18 protein-coding genes are annotated in these 15,885 nt (G+C 69.4%); 8 read left to right on the top strand and 10 right to left on the bottom strand.

Features of this window, described 5'->3' with window-relative positions; genetic code table 11:
• The first annotated feature begins 6 nt into the window (after positions 1-6).
• The 3 genes from RUR_RS19685 to RUR_RS19695 all read left to right on the top strand — a co-directional run bounded on the left by RUR_RS19685 (position 7) and on the right by RUR_RS19695 (position 2,412).
• Positions 7-939, top strand: a complete 933-nt coding sequence (locus tag RUR_RS19685) for a hydroxyacid dehydrogenase (RefSeq protein WP_283136556.1) — start codon at positions 7-9, stop codon at positions 937-939.
• Positions 940-1,174: 235 nt separating this feature from the next.
• Positions 1,175-1,783: an RNA polymerase sigma factor gene (locus RUR_RS19690; protein ID WP_283136557.1), complete on the top strand. Its 609-nt coding sequence runs from the start codon at positions 1,175-1,177 to the stop codon at positions 1,781-1,783.
• On the top strand, positions 1,780-2,412 hold the full coding sequence (locus RUR_RS19695; RefSeq protein WP_283136558.1) for a hypothetical protein: 633 nt from the start codon (positions 1,780-1,782) through the stop codon (positions 2,410-2,412). Before RUR_RS19690 ends, RUR_RS19695 begins: the two co-directional genes overlap by 4 nt.
• A gap of 288 nt (positions 2,413-2,700) precedes the next feature.
• On the opposite strand, the gene RUR_RS19700 is transcribed toward RUR_RS19695, so the two are convergent.
• Positions 2,701-3,147, bottom strand: a complete 447-nt coding sequence (locus tag RUR_RS19700; RefSeq protein WP_283136559.1) for a MarR family winged helix-turn-helix transcriptional regulator — start codon at positions 3,145-3,147, stop codon at positions 2,701-2,703.
• Between the two features lie 153 nt (positions 3,148-3,300).
• On the opposite strand from RUR_RS19700, the gene RUR_RS19705 reads away from it, so the two are divergent.
• Positions 3,301-3,648 carry a tetratricopeptide repeat protein gene (locus RUR_RS19705; RefSeq protein WP_283136560.1) on the top strand — a complete coding sequence of 116 codons (348 nt, stop codon included), beginning with the start codon at positions 3,301-3,303 and terminating at the stop codon, positions 3,646-3,648.
• A gap of 365 nt (positions 3,649-4,013) precedes the next feature.
• Here RUR_RS19705 and RUR_RS19710 read toward each other — a convergent pair whose 3' ends face one another.
• Positions 4,014-4,835 carry an SDR family NAD(P)-dependent oxidoreductase gene (locus RUR_RS19710; protein WP_283136561.1) on the bottom strand — a complete coding sequence of 274 codons (822 nt, stop codon included), beginning with the start codon at positions 4,833-4,835 and terminating at the stop codon, positions 4,014-4,016.
• Between the two features lie 119 nt (positions 4,836-4,954).
• Between RUR_RS19710 and RUR_RS19715 the strand changes: the two genes are divergently transcribed.
• Positions 4,955-5,554, top strand: coding sequence for a TetR/AcrR family transcriptional regulator (locus RUR_RS19715; protein ID WP_283136562.1), 600 nt, complete (start codon positions 4,955-4,957; stop codon positions 5,552-5,554).
• 294 nt (positions 5,555-5,848) lie between these two features.
• Here the strand turns inward: RUR_RS19715 and RUR_RS19720 are convergent, their stop codons facing one another.
• Both RUR_RS19720 and RUR_RS19725 read right to left on the bottom strand, forming a co-directional pair.
• Positions 5,849-6,580 carry a TIGR03943 family putative permease subunit gene (locus RUR_RS19720; RefSeq protein WP_283136563.1) on the bottom strand — a complete coding sequence of 244 codons (732 nt, stop codon included), beginning with the start codon at positions 6,578-6,580 and terminating at the stop codon, positions 5,849-5,851.
• Positions 6,577-7,611 carry a permease gene (locus RUR_RS19725; RefSeq protein ID WP_283136564.1) on the bottom strand — a complete coding sequence of 345 codons (1,035 nt, stop codon included), beginning with the start codon at positions 7,609-7,611 and terminating at the stop codon, positions 6,577-6,579. Before RUR_RS19725 ends, RUR_RS19720 begins: the two co-directional genes overlap by 4 nt.
• Before the next feature lie 265 nt (positions 7,612-7,876).
• Between RUR_RS19725 and RUR_RS19730 the strand changes: the two genes are divergently transcribed.
• Together RUR_RS19730 and RUR_RS19735 are read left to right on the top strand one after the other, a co-directional pair.
• Positions 7,877-8,419, top strand: a complete 543-nt coding sequence (locus tag RUR_RS19730; RefSeq protein ID WP_283136565.1) for an NUDIX hydrolase — start codon at positions 7,877-7,879, stop codon at positions 8,417-8,419.
• A gap of 52 nt (positions 8,420-8,471) precedes the next feature.
• A complete protein-coding gene (locus tag RUR_RS19735) occupies positions 8,472-9,059 on the top strand; it encodes a TetR/AcrR family transcriptional regulator (RefSeq protein WP_283136566.1) in 588 nt (195 codons plus the stop codon).
• Positions 9,060-9,206: 147 nt separating this feature from the next.
• On the opposite strand, the gene RUR_RS19740 is transcribed toward RUR_RS19735, so the two are convergent.
• Genes RUR_RS19740 through RUR_RS19750 form a run of 3 tightly spaced genes read right to left on the bottom strand, consistent with a single transcriptional unit; the run spans position 9,207 to position 11,265 of the window.
• Positions 9,207-9,647 (bottom strand): hypothetical protein, encoded by a 441-nt coding sequence (locus RUR_RS19740; RefSeq protein WP_283136567.1) that lies wholly within the window; start codon positions 9,645-9,647, stop codon positions 9,207-9,209.
• Positions 9,644-10,378 carry an SDR family oxidoreductase gene (locus RUR_RS19745; protein WP_283136568.1) on the bottom strand — a complete coding sequence of 245 codons (735 nt, stop codon included), beginning with the start codon at positions 10,376-10,378 and terminating at the stop codon, positions 9,644-9,646. The genes RUR_RS19740 and RUR_RS19745 overlap by 4 nt, the downstream gene beginning before the upstream one ends.
• Complete coding sequence (locus tag RUR_RS19750) at positions 10,375-11,265, bottom strand: RNA polymerase sigma-70 factor (RefSeq protein WP_283136569.1); 891 nt, start codon at positions 11,263-11,265, stop codon at positions 10,375-10,377. Before RUR_RS19750 ends, RUR_RS19745 begins: the two co-directional genes overlap by 4 nt.
• 570 nt (positions 11,266-11,835) lie before the next feature.
• Here RUR_RS19750 and RUR_RS19755 point away from each other — a divergent pair.
• Positions 11,836-12,516, top strand: a complete 681-nt coding sequence (locus RUR_RS19755) for a lysophospholipid acyltransferase family protein (RefSeq protein WP_283136570.1) — start codon at positions 11,836-11,838, stop codon at positions 12,514-12,516.
• Between the two features lie 76 nt (positions 12,517-12,592).
• On the opposite strand, the gene RUR_RS19760 is transcribed toward RUR_RS19755, so the two are convergent.
• The 3 genes from RUR_RS19760 to RUR_RS19770 form a co-directional block, all read right to left on the bottom strand.
• The gene (locus RUR_RS19760; RefSeq protein WP_283137053.1) at positions 12,593-13,423 is read right to left on the bottom strand and encodes a CPBP family intramembrane glutamic endopeptidase; all 831 of its coding nucleotides are present in this window, start codon (positions 13,421-13,423) and stop codon (positions 12,593-12,595) included.
• A gap of 259 nt (positions 13,424-13,682) precedes the next feature.
• Positions 13,683-14,501 (bottom strand): carbonic anhydrase family protein, encoded by an 819-nt coding sequence (locus tag RUR_RS19765; RefSeq protein ID WP_283136571.1) that lies wholly within the window; start codon positions 14,499-14,501, stop codon positions 13,683-13,685.
• A gap of 398 nt (positions 14,502-14,899) precedes the next feature.
• A complete protein-coding gene (locus RUR_RS19770; RefSeq protein WP_283136572.1) occupies positions 14,900-15,685 on the bottom strand; it encodes a carbonic anhydrase family protein in 786 nt (261 codons plus the stop codon).
• Between the last annotated feature and the right edge of the window lie 200 nt (positions 15,686-15,885).

The following is a 15,885-nucleotide window of genomic DNA, read 5'->3' on the forward strand; positions in this document are numbered from 1 at the left end:
CACCCCATGACCCCGACGATCCTGCTCACCGAACCGATCGCCGAAGCCGGCCTGGCCCTGCTGCGCGCCGCGGGACGGGTGCACGTCGCCGGAACCACCGACCCGGTGGCGCTCCGGCCCCTGCTCGCCGAGGCCGACGCCCTCGTCGTCCGCTCCTCCCCGGTCACCGCCGAGATGCTGGAATCCGCGCCGCGGCTGAAGGTCGTCGGGCGGCACGGGGCCGGGCTGGACCGCATCGACCTGGCGGCGGCCGGCCGCCTGGGCATCCGGGTCGTCGGCACCCCGGGCGCGAACGCCGAGTCGGTGGCCGAGTTCGTGATCCTGGCCGCGCTCGCCCTGGCCCGGCAGGCGCCGCGCGCCACCGCCTCGCTGTCCGGGGGGCTGTTCGGCCCGGAGCGCTCCCTGCCCGCGGCGGTCGTCGCCGCCGGGCTGACCGGGACCATGCTCGACGGGCGCACGCTGGGGCTGGTGGGGCTGGGCGCCATCGGCCGCGGGGTCGCCTCCCGGGCGCGGGGCCTGGGTATGACCGTGGTCGGTCACGACATCGCGGTGACCGAACCGCCGGACGGCGTCCGGCTCGTCTCCCTGGACGAACTGCTGGGCGAGAGCGACGTGGTCAGCCTGCACGTCCCCCGGACGGAGCGGACCACGGGCTTGATCGGGGCCGCCGCGCTCGGCCGGATGCGTCCCGGAAGCCTGCTGGTCAACACGGCGCGGGCCGAGATCGTCGACACCCCCGCCGTGCTGGCCGCGCTGGACTCCGGCCGTCTGCGGGGATACGCGGTGGACGTGTACCAGCCCGAGCCGCCCGATCCCCGCGATCCGCTCCTGCACCATCCTCAGGTCTTCGCCACCCCGCACATGGCCGCCATGACCGGCGACGCGCTGGACGCCATGGCCGTCGCCGTCGCGCGCGGCGTGCTCGAACACCTTCACTGACCCGTCGCCGGCCGTCCCCGGGTCCGGGCCGGCCGGCCGGGTGGATCACGTTCGTGTACGGGCTCCGCCCGGTAAGGCTGCTTCGCCACTCGGCCGAGGCGGGGTACGGGCCGCGCCGCGGCGATCAGTGAGGCCGCCTCCGGCCGTACCCGTGCCGCGAATCCCGCGATGTGTGCCGTGCGGGACGGACGATCGGGAACCGGCGACGGCCCCCGGACAGTCCTTCTATGTGGATATGTCGCTACGCGCCCGAATACGTGATGGAGACCCCTCGGCCTTCGAGGAGCTCTTCGACGCCTACGCCGGATCCGTCTACGGATACGCCTTCCGCCACTGCGCGGACCGGACCGAGGCCGAGGACATCACCTCCATGACGTTCCTGGAGGTGTGGCGGCTACGCGGGCGGATCGACCCCGACGGCGGTTCGCTCCGGCCGTGGCTGCTCGGCATCGCCGTCAACGTCGCCCGCAACACCCGGCGCGCCGCCCGCCGATACCAGGACGCCCTCGCCCGGATGCCCCGGGAGGACCGCGTCCCCGATTTCGCCGACGACGTGGCCGGCCGCATCGACGACGCCGAACGGATCGCCGCCGTCAGGCGGGCCTACGCCGCGCTGCGCCGTCCGGAACAGGAGGTCCTCGCCCTCGTCCTCTGGTCCGGCCTCGACTACGCCGAGACCGCCGAGGCGCTCGGCGTCCCCGTGGGCACCGTGAAATCCCGGCTCTCCCGGGCGCGGGGAAAACTGGAGAAACTCGCCGCCCACCGGGAACCGGCGGCACCGTCCCGACAGGAAAGAGGTGACCGCGACACCGCGGTCCGGTCCGCCAAGGAGGCCTGCCGATGAACGCAGACGAGCGAGACGAGCACACCCGGCTGCTGCCGCATCCGGTGGTGCCGCCCCTGACACCGGACCGGCACCGGCAGCTCAAGGAGTTCATGATGACCGAGATCCGCAACGAAGCCCGGCCCACCGGATGGCGGCGCCTCCGGCCCGCCGTGGTCGTCCCGGCCCTGGCCGCCGCGGCGGCCGCGGCGGTCGCCGTACCGCTGCTCCTCGGCGGCACCGCGGCGCACGCCGTGGCCGAGCAGGCCGACGGCACCTTCCGGATCACCATCAACGAGGCCAACGACCCCAAGGGACTGCAGGAGGAGTTGCGGGAGGCGGGACTCAACGCCGTCGTGGACTACGTCCCGCAGGGCAAGCGGTGCAGCCCCCAGCCCCGGAGCACCGGTTACCTGCCCAACGAGGAGGCGGACCTCGTCAGCATCGCCACGGACGGGAACGAACCCGCCTACATCGTCGACCCAAGCGTCGTCAAGCCCGGCCAGACCGCGGTCCTGGAGTTCAACGTGACGACCGCCGGAGAGAACACGATGGCCAGTGTCTTCGGGCGTGTCTCCACCGGACCGGTGGCCGAATGCGAGCTCGTCGACAGCGACGAGGCCCCGCTCGGCCCCCTGCCCACCGGCTGATCGACGGACCGGCCACACCACCCCGATTCCGGGCCCACGGAGGCGCGGAACCCGTACGGAGGCCGGGTTCACCCTGACGGAGGCCGCGATTCGGCCCCGCGTCCGCAGGCCGTACCCGCTTCGAAACCTCAGGTGGGTACGGCCTGCGGGACGACTCGTCCGGCTCAGCAGGACTGTCCGTGGACGGGGACGCCGGATCGCGGGGCACCTGTACTTCAGCCGTAGCCGCCGATCGGCCGTACCATCCGAGCGTGAGCGGAGCCGTCCCGGGACGTACGCCGGCGGGGGTCAGCACTCGACGGAGGGCGGAGACCCTTCCTGGGCGATGCGGAGCAGGGCGAGCAACTGGGCCCGCTGGTCGGCGTCGAGGACCGAGACGACCGGCGCCCCGTCGAACAGGCGGCCCAGCAGCCGGTCCCGGATGTCCAGCCCGGTGTCGGTGAGGGTGAGCCGTTTCGCCCGGCGGTCCTCGGGGTCGGGCTCCCTGCGGACGTACCCGCACTCCTCCAGCAGATCGGCGATCCCCGTCACGTGGGAGGGTTCGCAACCGAGCTGCCCGGCCAGCTCCCCCATCCGCTGGGGGGCCGGCAGCAGCACGAGCGTCTGCGCCTGCGGGATGGTGAGCCCGAACTCGGCCGCGGTCCGCTCGAAGTGGAGGCGCAGCGCGGACTCCACGGCGAGCAGCCGTTCCACGATCTCCTGGCCCTCCGGATCCGGCCATTCGACACGCACCACGACACGGCTCCCCTGCACAGCGCTGTTTGACTTATTGAACTATCCCACGGCCCGGCTGATTCCACGACGCCTCCGGGAACGCACCGGAATACTTCGGGCGTCCCGCTGGTTGTCGGGTGACGATTCCACCCACGGCACCGCGAAGGGGTGACCATGACCACGACGACCGAGACCCTGGCCGAGCGCTACCGGCGTGGCCGCACCTACTTCGAGGCGCGTGACTACATCACGGCCGCGACGCTCCTTTCCGGCGTCGTCGAGGAGGCCCCGGACCACACCGGCGCCCGGCTGCTGCTCGCCCGCGCCTACTACCACTCCGCCCAGCTCAGGCGGGCCGAGGCCGAACTCCGCGTCGTCGTCGACCGGGACCCGGCCGACGCCTACGCGCACCTGCTGCTCGGCCGCACCCTGCAGCGGCAGAGCCGCCCCGGCGACGCCGTACGGCACCTGCGCCTCGCCGCCGCCCTCTCCCCCGACCCGGCGTACCAGGATTTCGCGTAGCGGGTATCCGGGGTTCGGCCCACAGGTGCGCGACGACAACCGGGCGACGGCTCGGGCGAGCACGCCCGAGCCGTCGCGGGACGTGCGGCAGGCGGTCTTCCCCGATCAGGCCGCGGTTCGAAGGCCTCACCCGGGAAGCCGGCTCAGCGCCTCCATGGCCTCCCGTTCGATGCGCGCGAGTTCACGAAGGATCGTGCCCGCCTGCGTGAGGTACGGCGTGTGGCCGGTCTCGCCGATCAGGGCCTAGTGCTTTTGCTTGTGCGCGGGGTTACAACCAACCCAGCACCTTTACAAAGTATGGTAGGATGATCTTCGTCGTTTCGGGCTCCGAAACCCGCCCGCAAGCCACTCCGCCCTACTCCCCGTCAGCCCGGGGCCATCCGGCTGAGGTGCTCCCACTCGTGGTAGAGCTCGGCCTGGGCTTTCCCCATCTCGTGGACGACGTCGTAGGACGCGCTCCCCACGATCAGCCGACGGGGCGGGTCGGGCAGCGCGGCCAGCTCCATGACGACCGGCGCGGCCGTGCTCGGGTCCGGGCCGGCTTCGTCTCCCCACATCTCCTCCATCTTCCGGCGCAGCGGCTCGTAGTCCGGGTGCGGCGTGGTCGCCGTGGTACCCGCCGTGAACAGACCGGTGTTGTAGCCGCCCATCTGCACGATCGTGACCTTGACACCGAACGACTCGACCTCCATGGCCAGCGCCTCGCCGACCGAGTCGAGCGCGGCCTTGCCCGCGCAGTAGAACCCGACCGTGGCCATGCCCCCGCCGGAGCCCATCGAGGTGACCTGCAGGATGCGCCCGCCGCCCTGGGCCCGCAGATGGGGCACGACGGCCTGGGACACCCAGACCGCGCCGAAGAAGTTGACGTCCAGGTGCGCCCTGATCTGGTCCTCGGTCGCCTCCTCCACCATGCCGTACAGGAACCCGCCGGCGTTGTTGACCACGACGTCGAGCCGGCCGAATGCGGCGACCGCCTTGTCCACGGCCGCGAACACGGCGTTGCGGTCGGCGACGTCCAGTGGCAGCCGTACAAGACGATCCTGATGTTTGTCGGCCAGGTCCTCGAGCGGTTCGACGTTGCGAGCGGCGGCCACGACCCGGTCACCGGCGTCGAGAGCGGCCTCGGTGAACGCCCGGCCGAGGCCCCGGGAAGCACCGGTGATGAACCATACTCTGGCGGTCGTCACAGGACCCCACCCCCTTCTGTGAAACGAGACGTCTCGTCTCGTGTTGCACCTATCCTGGATGCCGCATTCGGGTCTGTCAAGACGAACCGTTCCGTCTCGTTATCCGATAGCCTGAGCGCATGCCCGATAGCAGGAAGCCGGACCCCGCCCGCCGCAGCGAACGGTCACGGCAGGCGATCCTCGACGCCGCCCGCGAGCTGGTCTGCGAGGTGGGGTACGCGAAAGTGACCATCGAGTCCATCGCCGCACGCGCGGGCGTGGGCAAACAGACGATTTACCGGTGGTGGCCGTCCAAGGGTGCCGTGATCTTCGATTCCTTTCTGGCCCTCAGCGTGAACGCCGAGGACCAGGGGATCTCCCTGCCCGACACCGGAGACATCGAGGCGGACCTCAAGCTCGTGCTCCGCGCGACCGTGGCCGAGTTCGCCGATCCGGACTTCGAGGCACCGATCCGGGCGCTCAACTCCGAGATCGTCAACGACCCCGACCTGGCGACCCAGTACCGGGAGAGACTGGCCGCACCGGTGACCGAGGCCAAGAAGGCCCGGTTGCGCAGTGCCCAGCGAGCCGGCCAGCTCGCGGCGGACGCCGACCTCGATCTCCTCCTCGACGTGCTCTACGCCCCCGTCTTCCAGCGATGGCTCCACCGCTCGGGACCGCTCACGCCCGAGTTCGCCGACGCGCTCGTCGACGTCACCCTCAAGGCGTTCCGTCCCTGATCATCTCTCCGCAGGGGCCATCGAGACCCCGGACGACCATGCGGTACGGGCTGCGCCGGACCCTGGAGGCCGGTGCGGGATAGGCCCGGCTCAGCCCATACCGCACCGTGCCGTCGGCGGCCTGCCCGGCGTGGAGAATCCCCCGGTTTGCGTTGAGGTCGTCGCCGGTGCGCCGTGCCGAGAACGGGCCGCGCCGCCTTCAGGCCGTACCCGGCCAGGCGCAGGAGCCGCCGTAAGGCCGTACCCCTCCGGCGTCATCCGGAACCCGCCGATCGTCTCCGGGCGCGCGGCCCGTCACTCGTACGGCTCCTCCGGAGCGGGGATACGCTCCATGTCGCGGACGGTGAGCTCAGGCGCGTCCGGTCGCTCGTCGGCCCCCAGGACGACCCAGGAGCCGACCACCGTCACCCAGGTGTCGACGGGTGGCCGCTTGACGTTCTTCACCACGACCTTCCACGCCCGCGCGTCGGCCGCGCAGCAGTTCATCTGCATGCGGGTGAGATACCAGCCGCCCTTCTTGCGGGGCACGACGAAGCCGGTGAGCTCGACGTCCCAGCCGCTCAGCGACTTGTTCAACCAGGCCCGCCGGACGAACTCGCTCACCGGCATCGGCACCGGATTGCCGTCGTCGACCAGCGGCAGGTAGTCGTCCGCCTCCCAGGCGGCCGGGGCCGGCGGGGTCGGCTCACGCTCGGCCGCGAACGAGCCGAGGGCGGGCGGCGCGACCAGGAAGATCGCCAGCACCGGCAGGACGAGCAGCCACGCCACCCGTGACCCCCCTCCCCCGTGCTCGTCCCCGTCGCAGCAGTTCCCCTCGCCGCCGTGGTGCCCGCCGTCGGCCGTGTCTGTCGACCAGGATCGAACGAGGCCCACGACCCCCACGACGAGCAGGCAGAGCCCCGCGGCGATCAGGAAGAAGCGGAAGGAGGGCTTCACGTAGTTGAGATAGGACGAGGAGAACACGGAGATCCACAGCAGGGTTCCGCCGATCAGCGAGACCAGGAGGTTCCGCGCCAACGGTGTCACAGCAGCCACGCTCCCACGAGTACGCTCACGCCGACCGCGAGCACGAAGGTCAACGGCACGAAGCGGACCGCGAAGCGGCGGCCGAAGGTCCCGGCCTGCAAGGCGATCAGCTTCAGGTCCACCATGGGACCGACGACCATGAAGGTCAGCTGGGCCGTCGGCGAGAACGCCGACATGCTCGCGGCGACGAACGCGTCGGCCTCCGAGCAGATCGACAGCAGGACGGCGAGGAACGCCAGCACCAGTACCGACAGCCACGGGGAGTCGGCGACCGCGTTCGTCCACTCGGCGGGCAGGGCCACGTTCAGCGTCGCCGCGGCGAGCCCCCCGATCACCAGGAAGCCGCCCGCGCCGAGCAGGTCGTGCACCATCGTCTCCCGGAACACCGTCCACCTGCGCCCTGGCTCCACCGGCCGCCGTACCGGGATGCGCATCCAGGCCGTCCGCCCGAACCGAGCCCACACCCAGCCCACCAGCACCGCCACCGCCAGCGACGCGACGAACCGGGCGGCGACCATCTCCGGCCGCCCAGGGAACGCCACCGCGGTGGCGACCAGCACGATCGGATTGATCGCCGGGGAGGAGAGCAGGAAGGCCAGCGCCGCGGCCGGGGCCACCCCGCGGGACATCAGGCCCCCCGCGACCGGGACGGAGGCGCATTCACAGCCCGGCAGCACCGCCCCGGCCAGCCCGGCGACCGGGACCGCCGCCGCCGGATGCCGGGGCAGGGCACGGGTCCAGAACCCGGCGGGGACGAAGGCGGTGATCGCCCCCGACAGGGCCACCCCGAACACCAGGAACGGCATCGCCTGCACACAGATCGCCACGAAGACCGTCGCCCAGGTCTGAAAGCCGGGCAGCCGGATGCCGGGGGCGAGCCACAGCCGCCCGACGATCAGCACCGCCACGATCGCCGCGAACAGCCAGAGCATCCGCACCCGCGCCGAACCCGCCCGATCCGTTCCCCACGACGGGGGCGGAAGCAGATCGTCCCGTCCGGACGGCCAATCGGACGTGGTTTTGTTAGACACGGGGCAGCATCCTGGCACGCCCCCACGATCGAGACCATCGGAACAGAAGGTTCACCTCTGGACGATCACCCTCGCCTCAAGGCTCATCACACCGAGTTTCGACGGAGGCATGCCGCAGAACCACGCGCAGACGACGGCACCCACTGGACGGAGTGAGTACTCGCCCGCGTCGGGCACATCCCGGGTACGGCTTGCGATCCGGCATGCTTGAGGCGGGGCGTCCGGCGGGTGCGCCGGAACCGTGGCCGGGGTGGGAAGGTGTGACATGAAGTGGACCGTGCACGGCCGGCGTTCGATCTACGCGAGCGACTGGGTCAGTCTCGACTTCGTGGACGTCGAGCTTCCGGACGGGCAGCGGTTCGAGCAGCACGTGGTGCGGATGGCGCGACCGGTGGCGGGCACGGCGGTCCTGGACGAGGCGGACCGGGTGCTGCTGATGTGGCGGCATCGGCACGTGACCGACACCTGGGGCTGGGAGATCCCGATGGGGCGGGTGGAGGAGGGCGAGGACCCGGCGCAGGCCGCCGCCCGGGAGGTCGAGGAGGAGACCGGCTGGCGTCCCGGGCCGCTCCGTCCGCTCGTGGTGTCCCAGCCGTCCAACGGTTCGATCAAGAGTGTGCACCATCTGTTCCTCGCCGAGCACGCGGAACACATCGGCCCGCCCGTGGACGTCACCGAGGCCGAGCGGATCGAGTGGATTCCGCTCTCGGCGGTCTTCGGGCTCATCTCCGCCGGTGAGATCGTGAGTGGGCCGACACTGATCGCGCTGCTCTATCTGCTCGCCCGGCCGGTTCACGGTACCCGATGAACCCGATATAGTACTATGGACATAGTGGTATCGGCCCGGGAGTGAGATCACCATGCGCCAGAACCCGGTACGGCGGGCAGCCCTCCTCGACGCGGCCATCGAGGTCCTCGCCCGGGAGGGTGCACGGGGTCTGACCTTCCGCGCCGTGGACGTCGAGGCGAAAGTGCCGGGCGGCACCGCCTCCAACTACTTCACCGGCCGCGACGACCTGCTCACCCAGGTCGGCCACCGCTTCTACGAGCGGCTCGGGCCCGAACCCGACGTGATGGCCGCCGCGCTGGAGGGGCCGCGCGACCGTGACCGGGTGATCGAGCTCATGCACGACCTGGTGGACCGGGTCAGCCGTTTCCGCTCCGGCTACCTGGCCCTGCTGGAGCTGCGCCTGGAGTCCACCCGCCGCCCCGAGCTGCGCCGCCTGCTCACCGAACGCATCCGCGCCGACGTGGACGCCAACATCGCCCACCACGCCGAATCCGGCCTGCCCGGCGACGCGACCACCGTGGTCTCGCTGTATCTGGCGTTGAACTGGCTGATCCTGGAACGGCTCACGCTGCCCGACGTCTTTCCCGAGGACCGGATCCACGACATCGTCACCGACCTGGTGGAACGGATCCTGCCCGGCCCCCGCCGCCCCGCCTGACCACCGGAAGCCCGGGAGGGCGGGCACCGGCTCGACGCAGGTGTTCATTCGTTCCACGGCCGTGAACCGCTCGCGGCGCCGTACCGGATCCTCGGTCGTGGCCGGTGCTCCCGGTGGGGAGTCCGTCCGCCGGCGGCGTTCCGCCCCCTATGTCACCCCGCTTGCCTTCGGGCCGGGGTGCGGAGGCCGGAGCGCGAGGAGAAGCAGCCCCAGGGGAAGCAGCACGCCGACCAGCAGCACGACCGTCTGGGCGACGGCGTCGCCCGGCGGCAGCGCATCGGTGTGCGTCGCGTGGAAGACGAAGTGCGGCAGGTTGAACGCCAGGTTGGCCAGCGGCGCGACCTGGGTCAGCCGCCGGTCCATCGTGAACACCGCGGCGCCGTACACCACGGCCAGCGCCAGATGCAGGGCGCCCTGATCCCGGAGCAGATGCTCGTTGTACGGCGGCAGCGCCGCCACCCAGGCGTGCGCCGGCGTCGGAAGGTTGTCGTAGAAGTGCCGCGGAAAAAGAAGCTGCCACAGGCCGAGCACCGTCTCAACCAGCATGAACACGGCAAGCCCGAAGCGCAGCAGGCGACGGCGGCTCATGACGCGTCTCCGGTGAGGAACTCCGCGAAGGTCCGCCTGCCCACCGCCCGATCTGGGGCCAGGTGGACGCCGCGCCGGAAGGCGGAGGCGACCCTCCCGGGCACCCGGACGGGCACGACGGACCGTCGCGGTCCACGCACCCGCAGGTAGTCGCGCGCCAGGTCGGCCAGAGGACGGATCTGCGGACCGCCCAGGTCGGGCACGCGACCGGCCGGCGGGCGGCCGGTCAGTTCCGCCAGCCACCCGGCCACCTCGGCGGAGTCGATCGGCTGAAACGCGGTGCCGGCGGGCACCGGGACGAAGGGCAACCGGGCCAAGCCGCCCAGAACCCGGGCCACCAGGTCGTGGAACTGGGTGGTGCGCACGATCGTGTGGGGTGGACCGGCGGACTCGATCATCCGCTCGCAGGCGTGCTTCTCCCGGTAGTACCGGAACGGGTGCCGGTCCACGCCGACGATGGAGATGTAGATCAGGTGTGTGTCGCGACCGGCCGCCGCGAGGAGGTTGCGGGTGCGGGTCGGATCGCTCCCGCGTACACCCGTGGCGCAGTGGACGATCACGCCCGCCCCGTCGGCCGCCTCCGCGAGCCCCGAGCCGTCGTTCAGATCGCCGACCGTGCGGCCGGGGCCCGGCCGCCTGCTGAGCACCCGCACCCGGGCGGGGTCGAGCAGCGGAACGAGGTGCCGCCCCAGCGTGCCGGTTCCCCCGGTGACAAGAATGATGTCGTTCATGCGTCTTCAGACCGGATAGCCGGTCCGGAATGTGACAGCTGTCGCGCCGCGAATCGCAACTTTTCCGGATTGAGGATGGTGCGGAGTGCCGTGATGCGGTCCCCCTCGACCTCAAAGGTGACCACGGCCCACAGCACGCCGTCCCGGTAGGCCACGAGCGCGGGCGCACCGTTGATCTCCGCCGTCCCGAGCTCACCGCCCGCCGCCTTGGCGACCACGCGGAACACGGCCCGGACCAGCCGGTCCCGGCCGACCACGGGCCGCCGCGCGGCAAAGGCCTTCCCCCCGCCGTCGGACCAGGCGACGACGTCGTCGGCGAGCAGATCGTGCAGGCCCTGCAGGTCGCCGTGCCGCACCGCCGCGAGGAAGCGTTCGACGATCACCCGCTGGTGCTTCGGATCGACCTCGAACCGCCGCCGGTCCTCCCCGATCCGGCTCCTGGCCCTGCGGTGCAGCTGCCGTGAGTGGGCCTCGGAGACGTCCATGAGCTCGCCGATCTCCCGATGCGTGTAGCCGAACGCCTCACGCAGCACGAACACGGCTCGTTCCGCCGGGCTCAGCCGCTCCAGCAGGAGAAGCACGCCCGCGCTGACCGACTCCCGCTGCTCCACCGCGTCGAGGGGACCACCGGTTCCACCGGTGACGACCGGCTCGGGAAACCACGGCCCCACGTACCGCTCGCGGCGTGCCCGGGCCGAGGTCAGCCGGTTCAGGCAGAGGTTGGTCACGACCTTGGTGAGCCAGGCCCGCGGCGAGACGATCTCCTCGGCCGCGTGCCAGCGCAGGTAGGCGTCCTGGACCGCGTCCTCGGCCTCCGCCACCTCACCGAGCAGCTGGTAGGCCAGCGCGAACAGGCGGGGACGAAATTCCGCGAAATCGTCGTCCATCCCTCACGTCTACCACCCACCGGCTCCGAGCGGCTCCGACCATCCGAAGCCGGTACGGGCCCGCAGCCACCTCTGTTCCAGGTGATCGTTGTGGTGTGTGCCCACCCCGAGGCGCCCACACCACAACGATCACCGGCCCCACACCCCGTCGGTGTGGCACTCGGGTTGGTCGAGCGCCGGACGGCCGTGGAGAGAGCCGCGGTCCTCGCGCCGACCCCGGCCGGCGAGCGCTCCTGAGGGAGTTCGTGTAGACCGCGGCCGGTGGAAGGCGGGCACCTCGGCGTCGTCGTTCAGGCCGGTCAACGAATCGCGCCGGGCCGTCCACGAGGTGACGCGCGGCACCTCCGGCGGGCGCCGTGCAACCACCTTGCCGGCCTCTACCGGTCACTTCGGTTCCCGGCGGACCGGCGGCGACCTGGACGTATGCCGCGCGCAGAGTGGGTTCCCGAACGGCGTCCCAGCTAGCCGCGAATGTGCCTATTGTGGAGACACTTTCGCGCAAGCACCGTCCCACCGCCGTTTCATGCAGGCCGGTGTCTCGGTGGCGAAGCCGTACGGAGAAGGGACCACATGAACGCCGAAGGCTTGGTGTACCCGCTGTTCAAGCACGTGCTCCTCGGTCCGGCGATGCGGGCCGCCTTCCGGCCCCAGGTCAGCGGTCTGCACCACGTACCACGCCGCGGACCGGTGATCCTGGCGGCCAACCACCTGGCGATCTGCGACTCCTTCATTCTGGGGCTGATCGTCCCGCGGCAGGTGTTCTTCGTCGGCAAGCAGGAGTACTTCACCCGGCCGGGACGTACCGGCCGGGTCACGGCGACCCTCTTCCGCTCGCTCGGCGCGATCGGAGTCGACCGGTCCGGTGGCCGGGCCGCCCTCGCCGCGCTGAACGAGTGCGCCCGGGTGCTGGAGCGCGGCGACGTGTTCGCCATCCACCCCGAAGGCACCCGCTCCCCCGACGGACGGCTCTACCGAGGCCACACCGGCGTGGCCCGGCTGGCGTTACGCACCGGCGCACCCGTGGTCCCGGTGTCGTTGGAGGGCACCGACCGCGCCCAGCCGCGCGGTGCCACCGTTCCCCGGCCGACGCGGATCACCGTGAAGATCGGCCCGCCGCTGCGGTTCGCCGACCGAGGCCGACACTCCCACCGCGATGTCACCCGTACGGTGACCGACGAGATCATGCAGGCGATTCAGAAGCTGTCCGGTCAGCAGTACGTCGACGAGTACGCGTCAAGGAGCGAGCCGTAACCCCCCTGCGGCGAAGGGATCCACACGGCACCGTACGGGCTGCCGCCGCCGTTCCGGCGGCGAACGGCTTCACGGGTCAGATGTCGCCGAGGAGCATGTCGATGTAGACCAGGTTGACGACGCCGTGCGTGAAGATCACAACCCAGATGTTGCGGTAGCGCGCCCACAGATAGGCCTGCATCAGGCCGAACACGCCCTGGAAGGCGACGATCGAAGCGAGCCCGAGAGCGGGACCGAGCGCGTGCAGCCGGGTGGAGTGCATCACGGCGAACAGGAGCGAGGCGGCGAGGATCGCGGGCCATCGGCCGTACAACCGCTCCAGCCGGGTCTGCAGCCAACCCCGATAGAAGACCTCCTCCAGGATCCCCGCGGTCAGAAACGTGACCAAGGAGAGAACGGCGAGGGTGACCGGGTCGGGCAGCTTCGCGGTGAGCGGCGGGGAGAGCGGCCCGATCTCGGAGATGACGAACCAGACGGCCACCGCCGGGATCGGCGCCAGCCAGGTGACCGGGGTGGGGAAGGTCCTCGCCTTGGGACCGTCCTTGCGGAGCAGCCGGAACGCGATCAGCGGGACGGCAAGCAGGAAGAGCAACTTGAACAGGACGTACAGGTCTCCTCCGCCGACTGAAACCAGCGCGAAGACCACCACCGGGAAAAGGATCGCCATCGCGACGAGTACCTGTGTCTCCCGGACAAGCCAGGGTCGCGCCAGATCGGCCAGCGGCTCCGGTGGCGTCCGGCGCGGTGCGACCAGCAGCGTGAGCACCATCGCGGCACCGGTGGGCAGGACGGCCACCCAGAGGGAGACGTCGGGCGCGCCCTCGTCGGCGGAGAACGGGAACGCGGTGTTGCCGGTGAGCAGCAGCCAGGCGTAGGCGACGACGAAGACGGAGACCCCGGCAACCATTTGGATCACGTAACCGGGGCGTAGCACAGTGGATTTATCCCCATTTATCACAGCAGACAATTCTGCACCATTATGCGATCTTCCCCACAACCGGAGACCTCACCCGTTTTCCATGCCACCAATACGGACAGAATGCAATAAATGATACAAGGGCGTATTTATATCCGAAATACGAACATAGGCAATTCTCCGCAGACACGGGCGATCCCGCCGCCAGGTACAGCGACGGGATCAGAGGTCGGCCGATTTCAGCCGATGATCACGGCCAAGGCTTCTTGTAGATCGTCGCTAAAGGAGGACTCTCAGTCGGACTGTTACCGCCGACCGAGGAGAACACGTTCTGGTAGGCGGATATGTGAGCCGGATGGAGAGGGCGGCCGACCAAGGGGTCAAAGATCACCCAGTGGACCGGCCCCGGGTAGGGCGAGGTGACCAGCGAACCCTCATACCGGTACGACGTCGTGGTATTGGTCGGCAGCAGGTTCGCAAGATTGATGTCGAGGCGGTTCACCGACCCCGCGCACTCGGCGGGCGTGTTGTACAGCAGCTCGTCGTACTCGCTCCACCCGACGGCGGGGTAGAGGTAGACCGTGACCACCACGTACTTGGGCCTCGGCGAGGGGGCGCCGGCGTTGTAGTGGACCAGCTGCGCCTCGATCGGCTTGTAGATGCCGTTGAACCTGTGCGCAGCAGGCGTGTAGAAACGAACGCTTTCAAATGTGTAGGTGACGTTGGTAGGACCGGGGGGATCCAAGAAGGTGGCTGTGATCGTCGGCCTGGTCCCGCCCGGGGCCACCACGGCCCGGACGTCTTCCTCACGATCCTGGGTGCTGCACGAAGTCGGCAACGCGCCTTTGGAGTGATACTCCAGCTTCATCGTCTGCGAACCGACGACAAAGTAGTTGGAGAAATCGATCGCCGGCTTCAAGGTGCCGTCCGCCGGACTGGTGGTCACGATCGGCACCGGGCTCCGCGCGTAGCTAAAGACACCGGCATAGCTTGCCGCGTACAGCGAAGCCGTGATGAGGACGAGAGTCGCCACGCACCCCGAGAGAAGCAGAATGAGACGTTTGCGCATGCGGAGGCCTTTCTCGAACGGCCGAAACCGACTGCGTCACGCACACGACAAACGAAGATCTCCACCCGCATTCAGCCCGGCACCATCAGAAGGACACCCATTACGTAAGAACCAAACAGTGGCCAAATCAAGCGTTTTATCATGTTCAAAACGACCAAAACGACCAAAGATCTTAATAGAGAACAATCAGACAAGATGCACCGGCCCGGGCGCCACACTTCACCAGAGATCGAATACACGAACTTGTCACGAGGCTTGCCAGGCCGACAGAGACAGCACACACCGGCGATAGGACAGAGGAATCGCGTCTGGCCGAGTACGGATTCCCGGACACGGGTGATCCCGCCGCCAGGTGCGGAAGGCGGCGGGATCAGAGGTCAGACAGACTCAGCCGACCGTCACGGATAGGGCTTCTTGTAGATCGTCGTCGGAGGCTGTTCCGCTCGCCAGTTACCGCCGACCCCGGAGAACACGTTCTCGTAAGCGGTGATGTGACCCGACTGGAGGGTGCGCCCGACCGATGGGTCGAAGATCACCCAGTGGACCGGGCCGGGGTAGGGCGCGCTGCTCCCAGTGGTCAGCGAACCCTCATACCGGTACGAGGTCGTGGTACTGGTCGGCAGCAGGTTCGCCAGGTTGATGTCGAGGCGGTTCACCGACCCCGCGCACTCGGCGGGCGTGTTGAACAGCAGCTCGTCGTACTCGCTCCACCCGGCGGCGGGACGAAGGTAGACCGTGACCACCACGTACTGAGGCCTGCCTGCGCCGGCTGAGGCGTTGAAGTGAACCAGATGCGCCTCGATCGGCTCGTAGACGCCGGGGGCGCTATTGAACCTGTGTTCGGCATGGGTGTGGAAGTGAACGTTGTCAAAGGGGTAGTCGACGTCGGTGGAGGGTGAGCCCGGGAAGGTAACCCTGATGTACGGCTTGGTCCCGCCTAAGGGCACCTCGGCCCGGACGTCTTCCTCACGATGCCGCGTGTTGTTGCATGTTCCCTTGGAGTTGTACCTCAGCGTCATCGTCTGCGAGCCGACGGAGGAGTAGTTGGAGAAATTGATCGCCGGCTTCGAGGTGCCGTCGGTCGCGCTGGCGGTCATGATCGGCACCGGGCTCTGCACGTAGGTGAAGATGCCGGCGTAGCTCGCCGCGTACAGCGAACCTGTGACGAGGAGGATAAACGCCACAGACGCCGAGAGAAGGAGAACGAGACGTTTGCGCATGCGGAGGCCTTTCTCGAACGACCGAAACCGAATGCGTCACACGCGCGCGACAAAAACGAAGATCTCCACCCGCATTCGGCCCGGCACTATCAGAAGGACACCAAAACAGTAAATACACAACAATAGCCTAATCAAGCTTTTTGCCATGACCAAAACGAACAAAA

The organism is Rhizohabitans arisaemae, assembly GCF_025996515.1.
GTDB classification, from domain to species: domain Bacteria; phylum Actinomycetota; class Actinomycetes; order Streptosporangiales; family Streptosporangiaceae; genus Rhizohabitans; species Rhizohabitans arisaemae.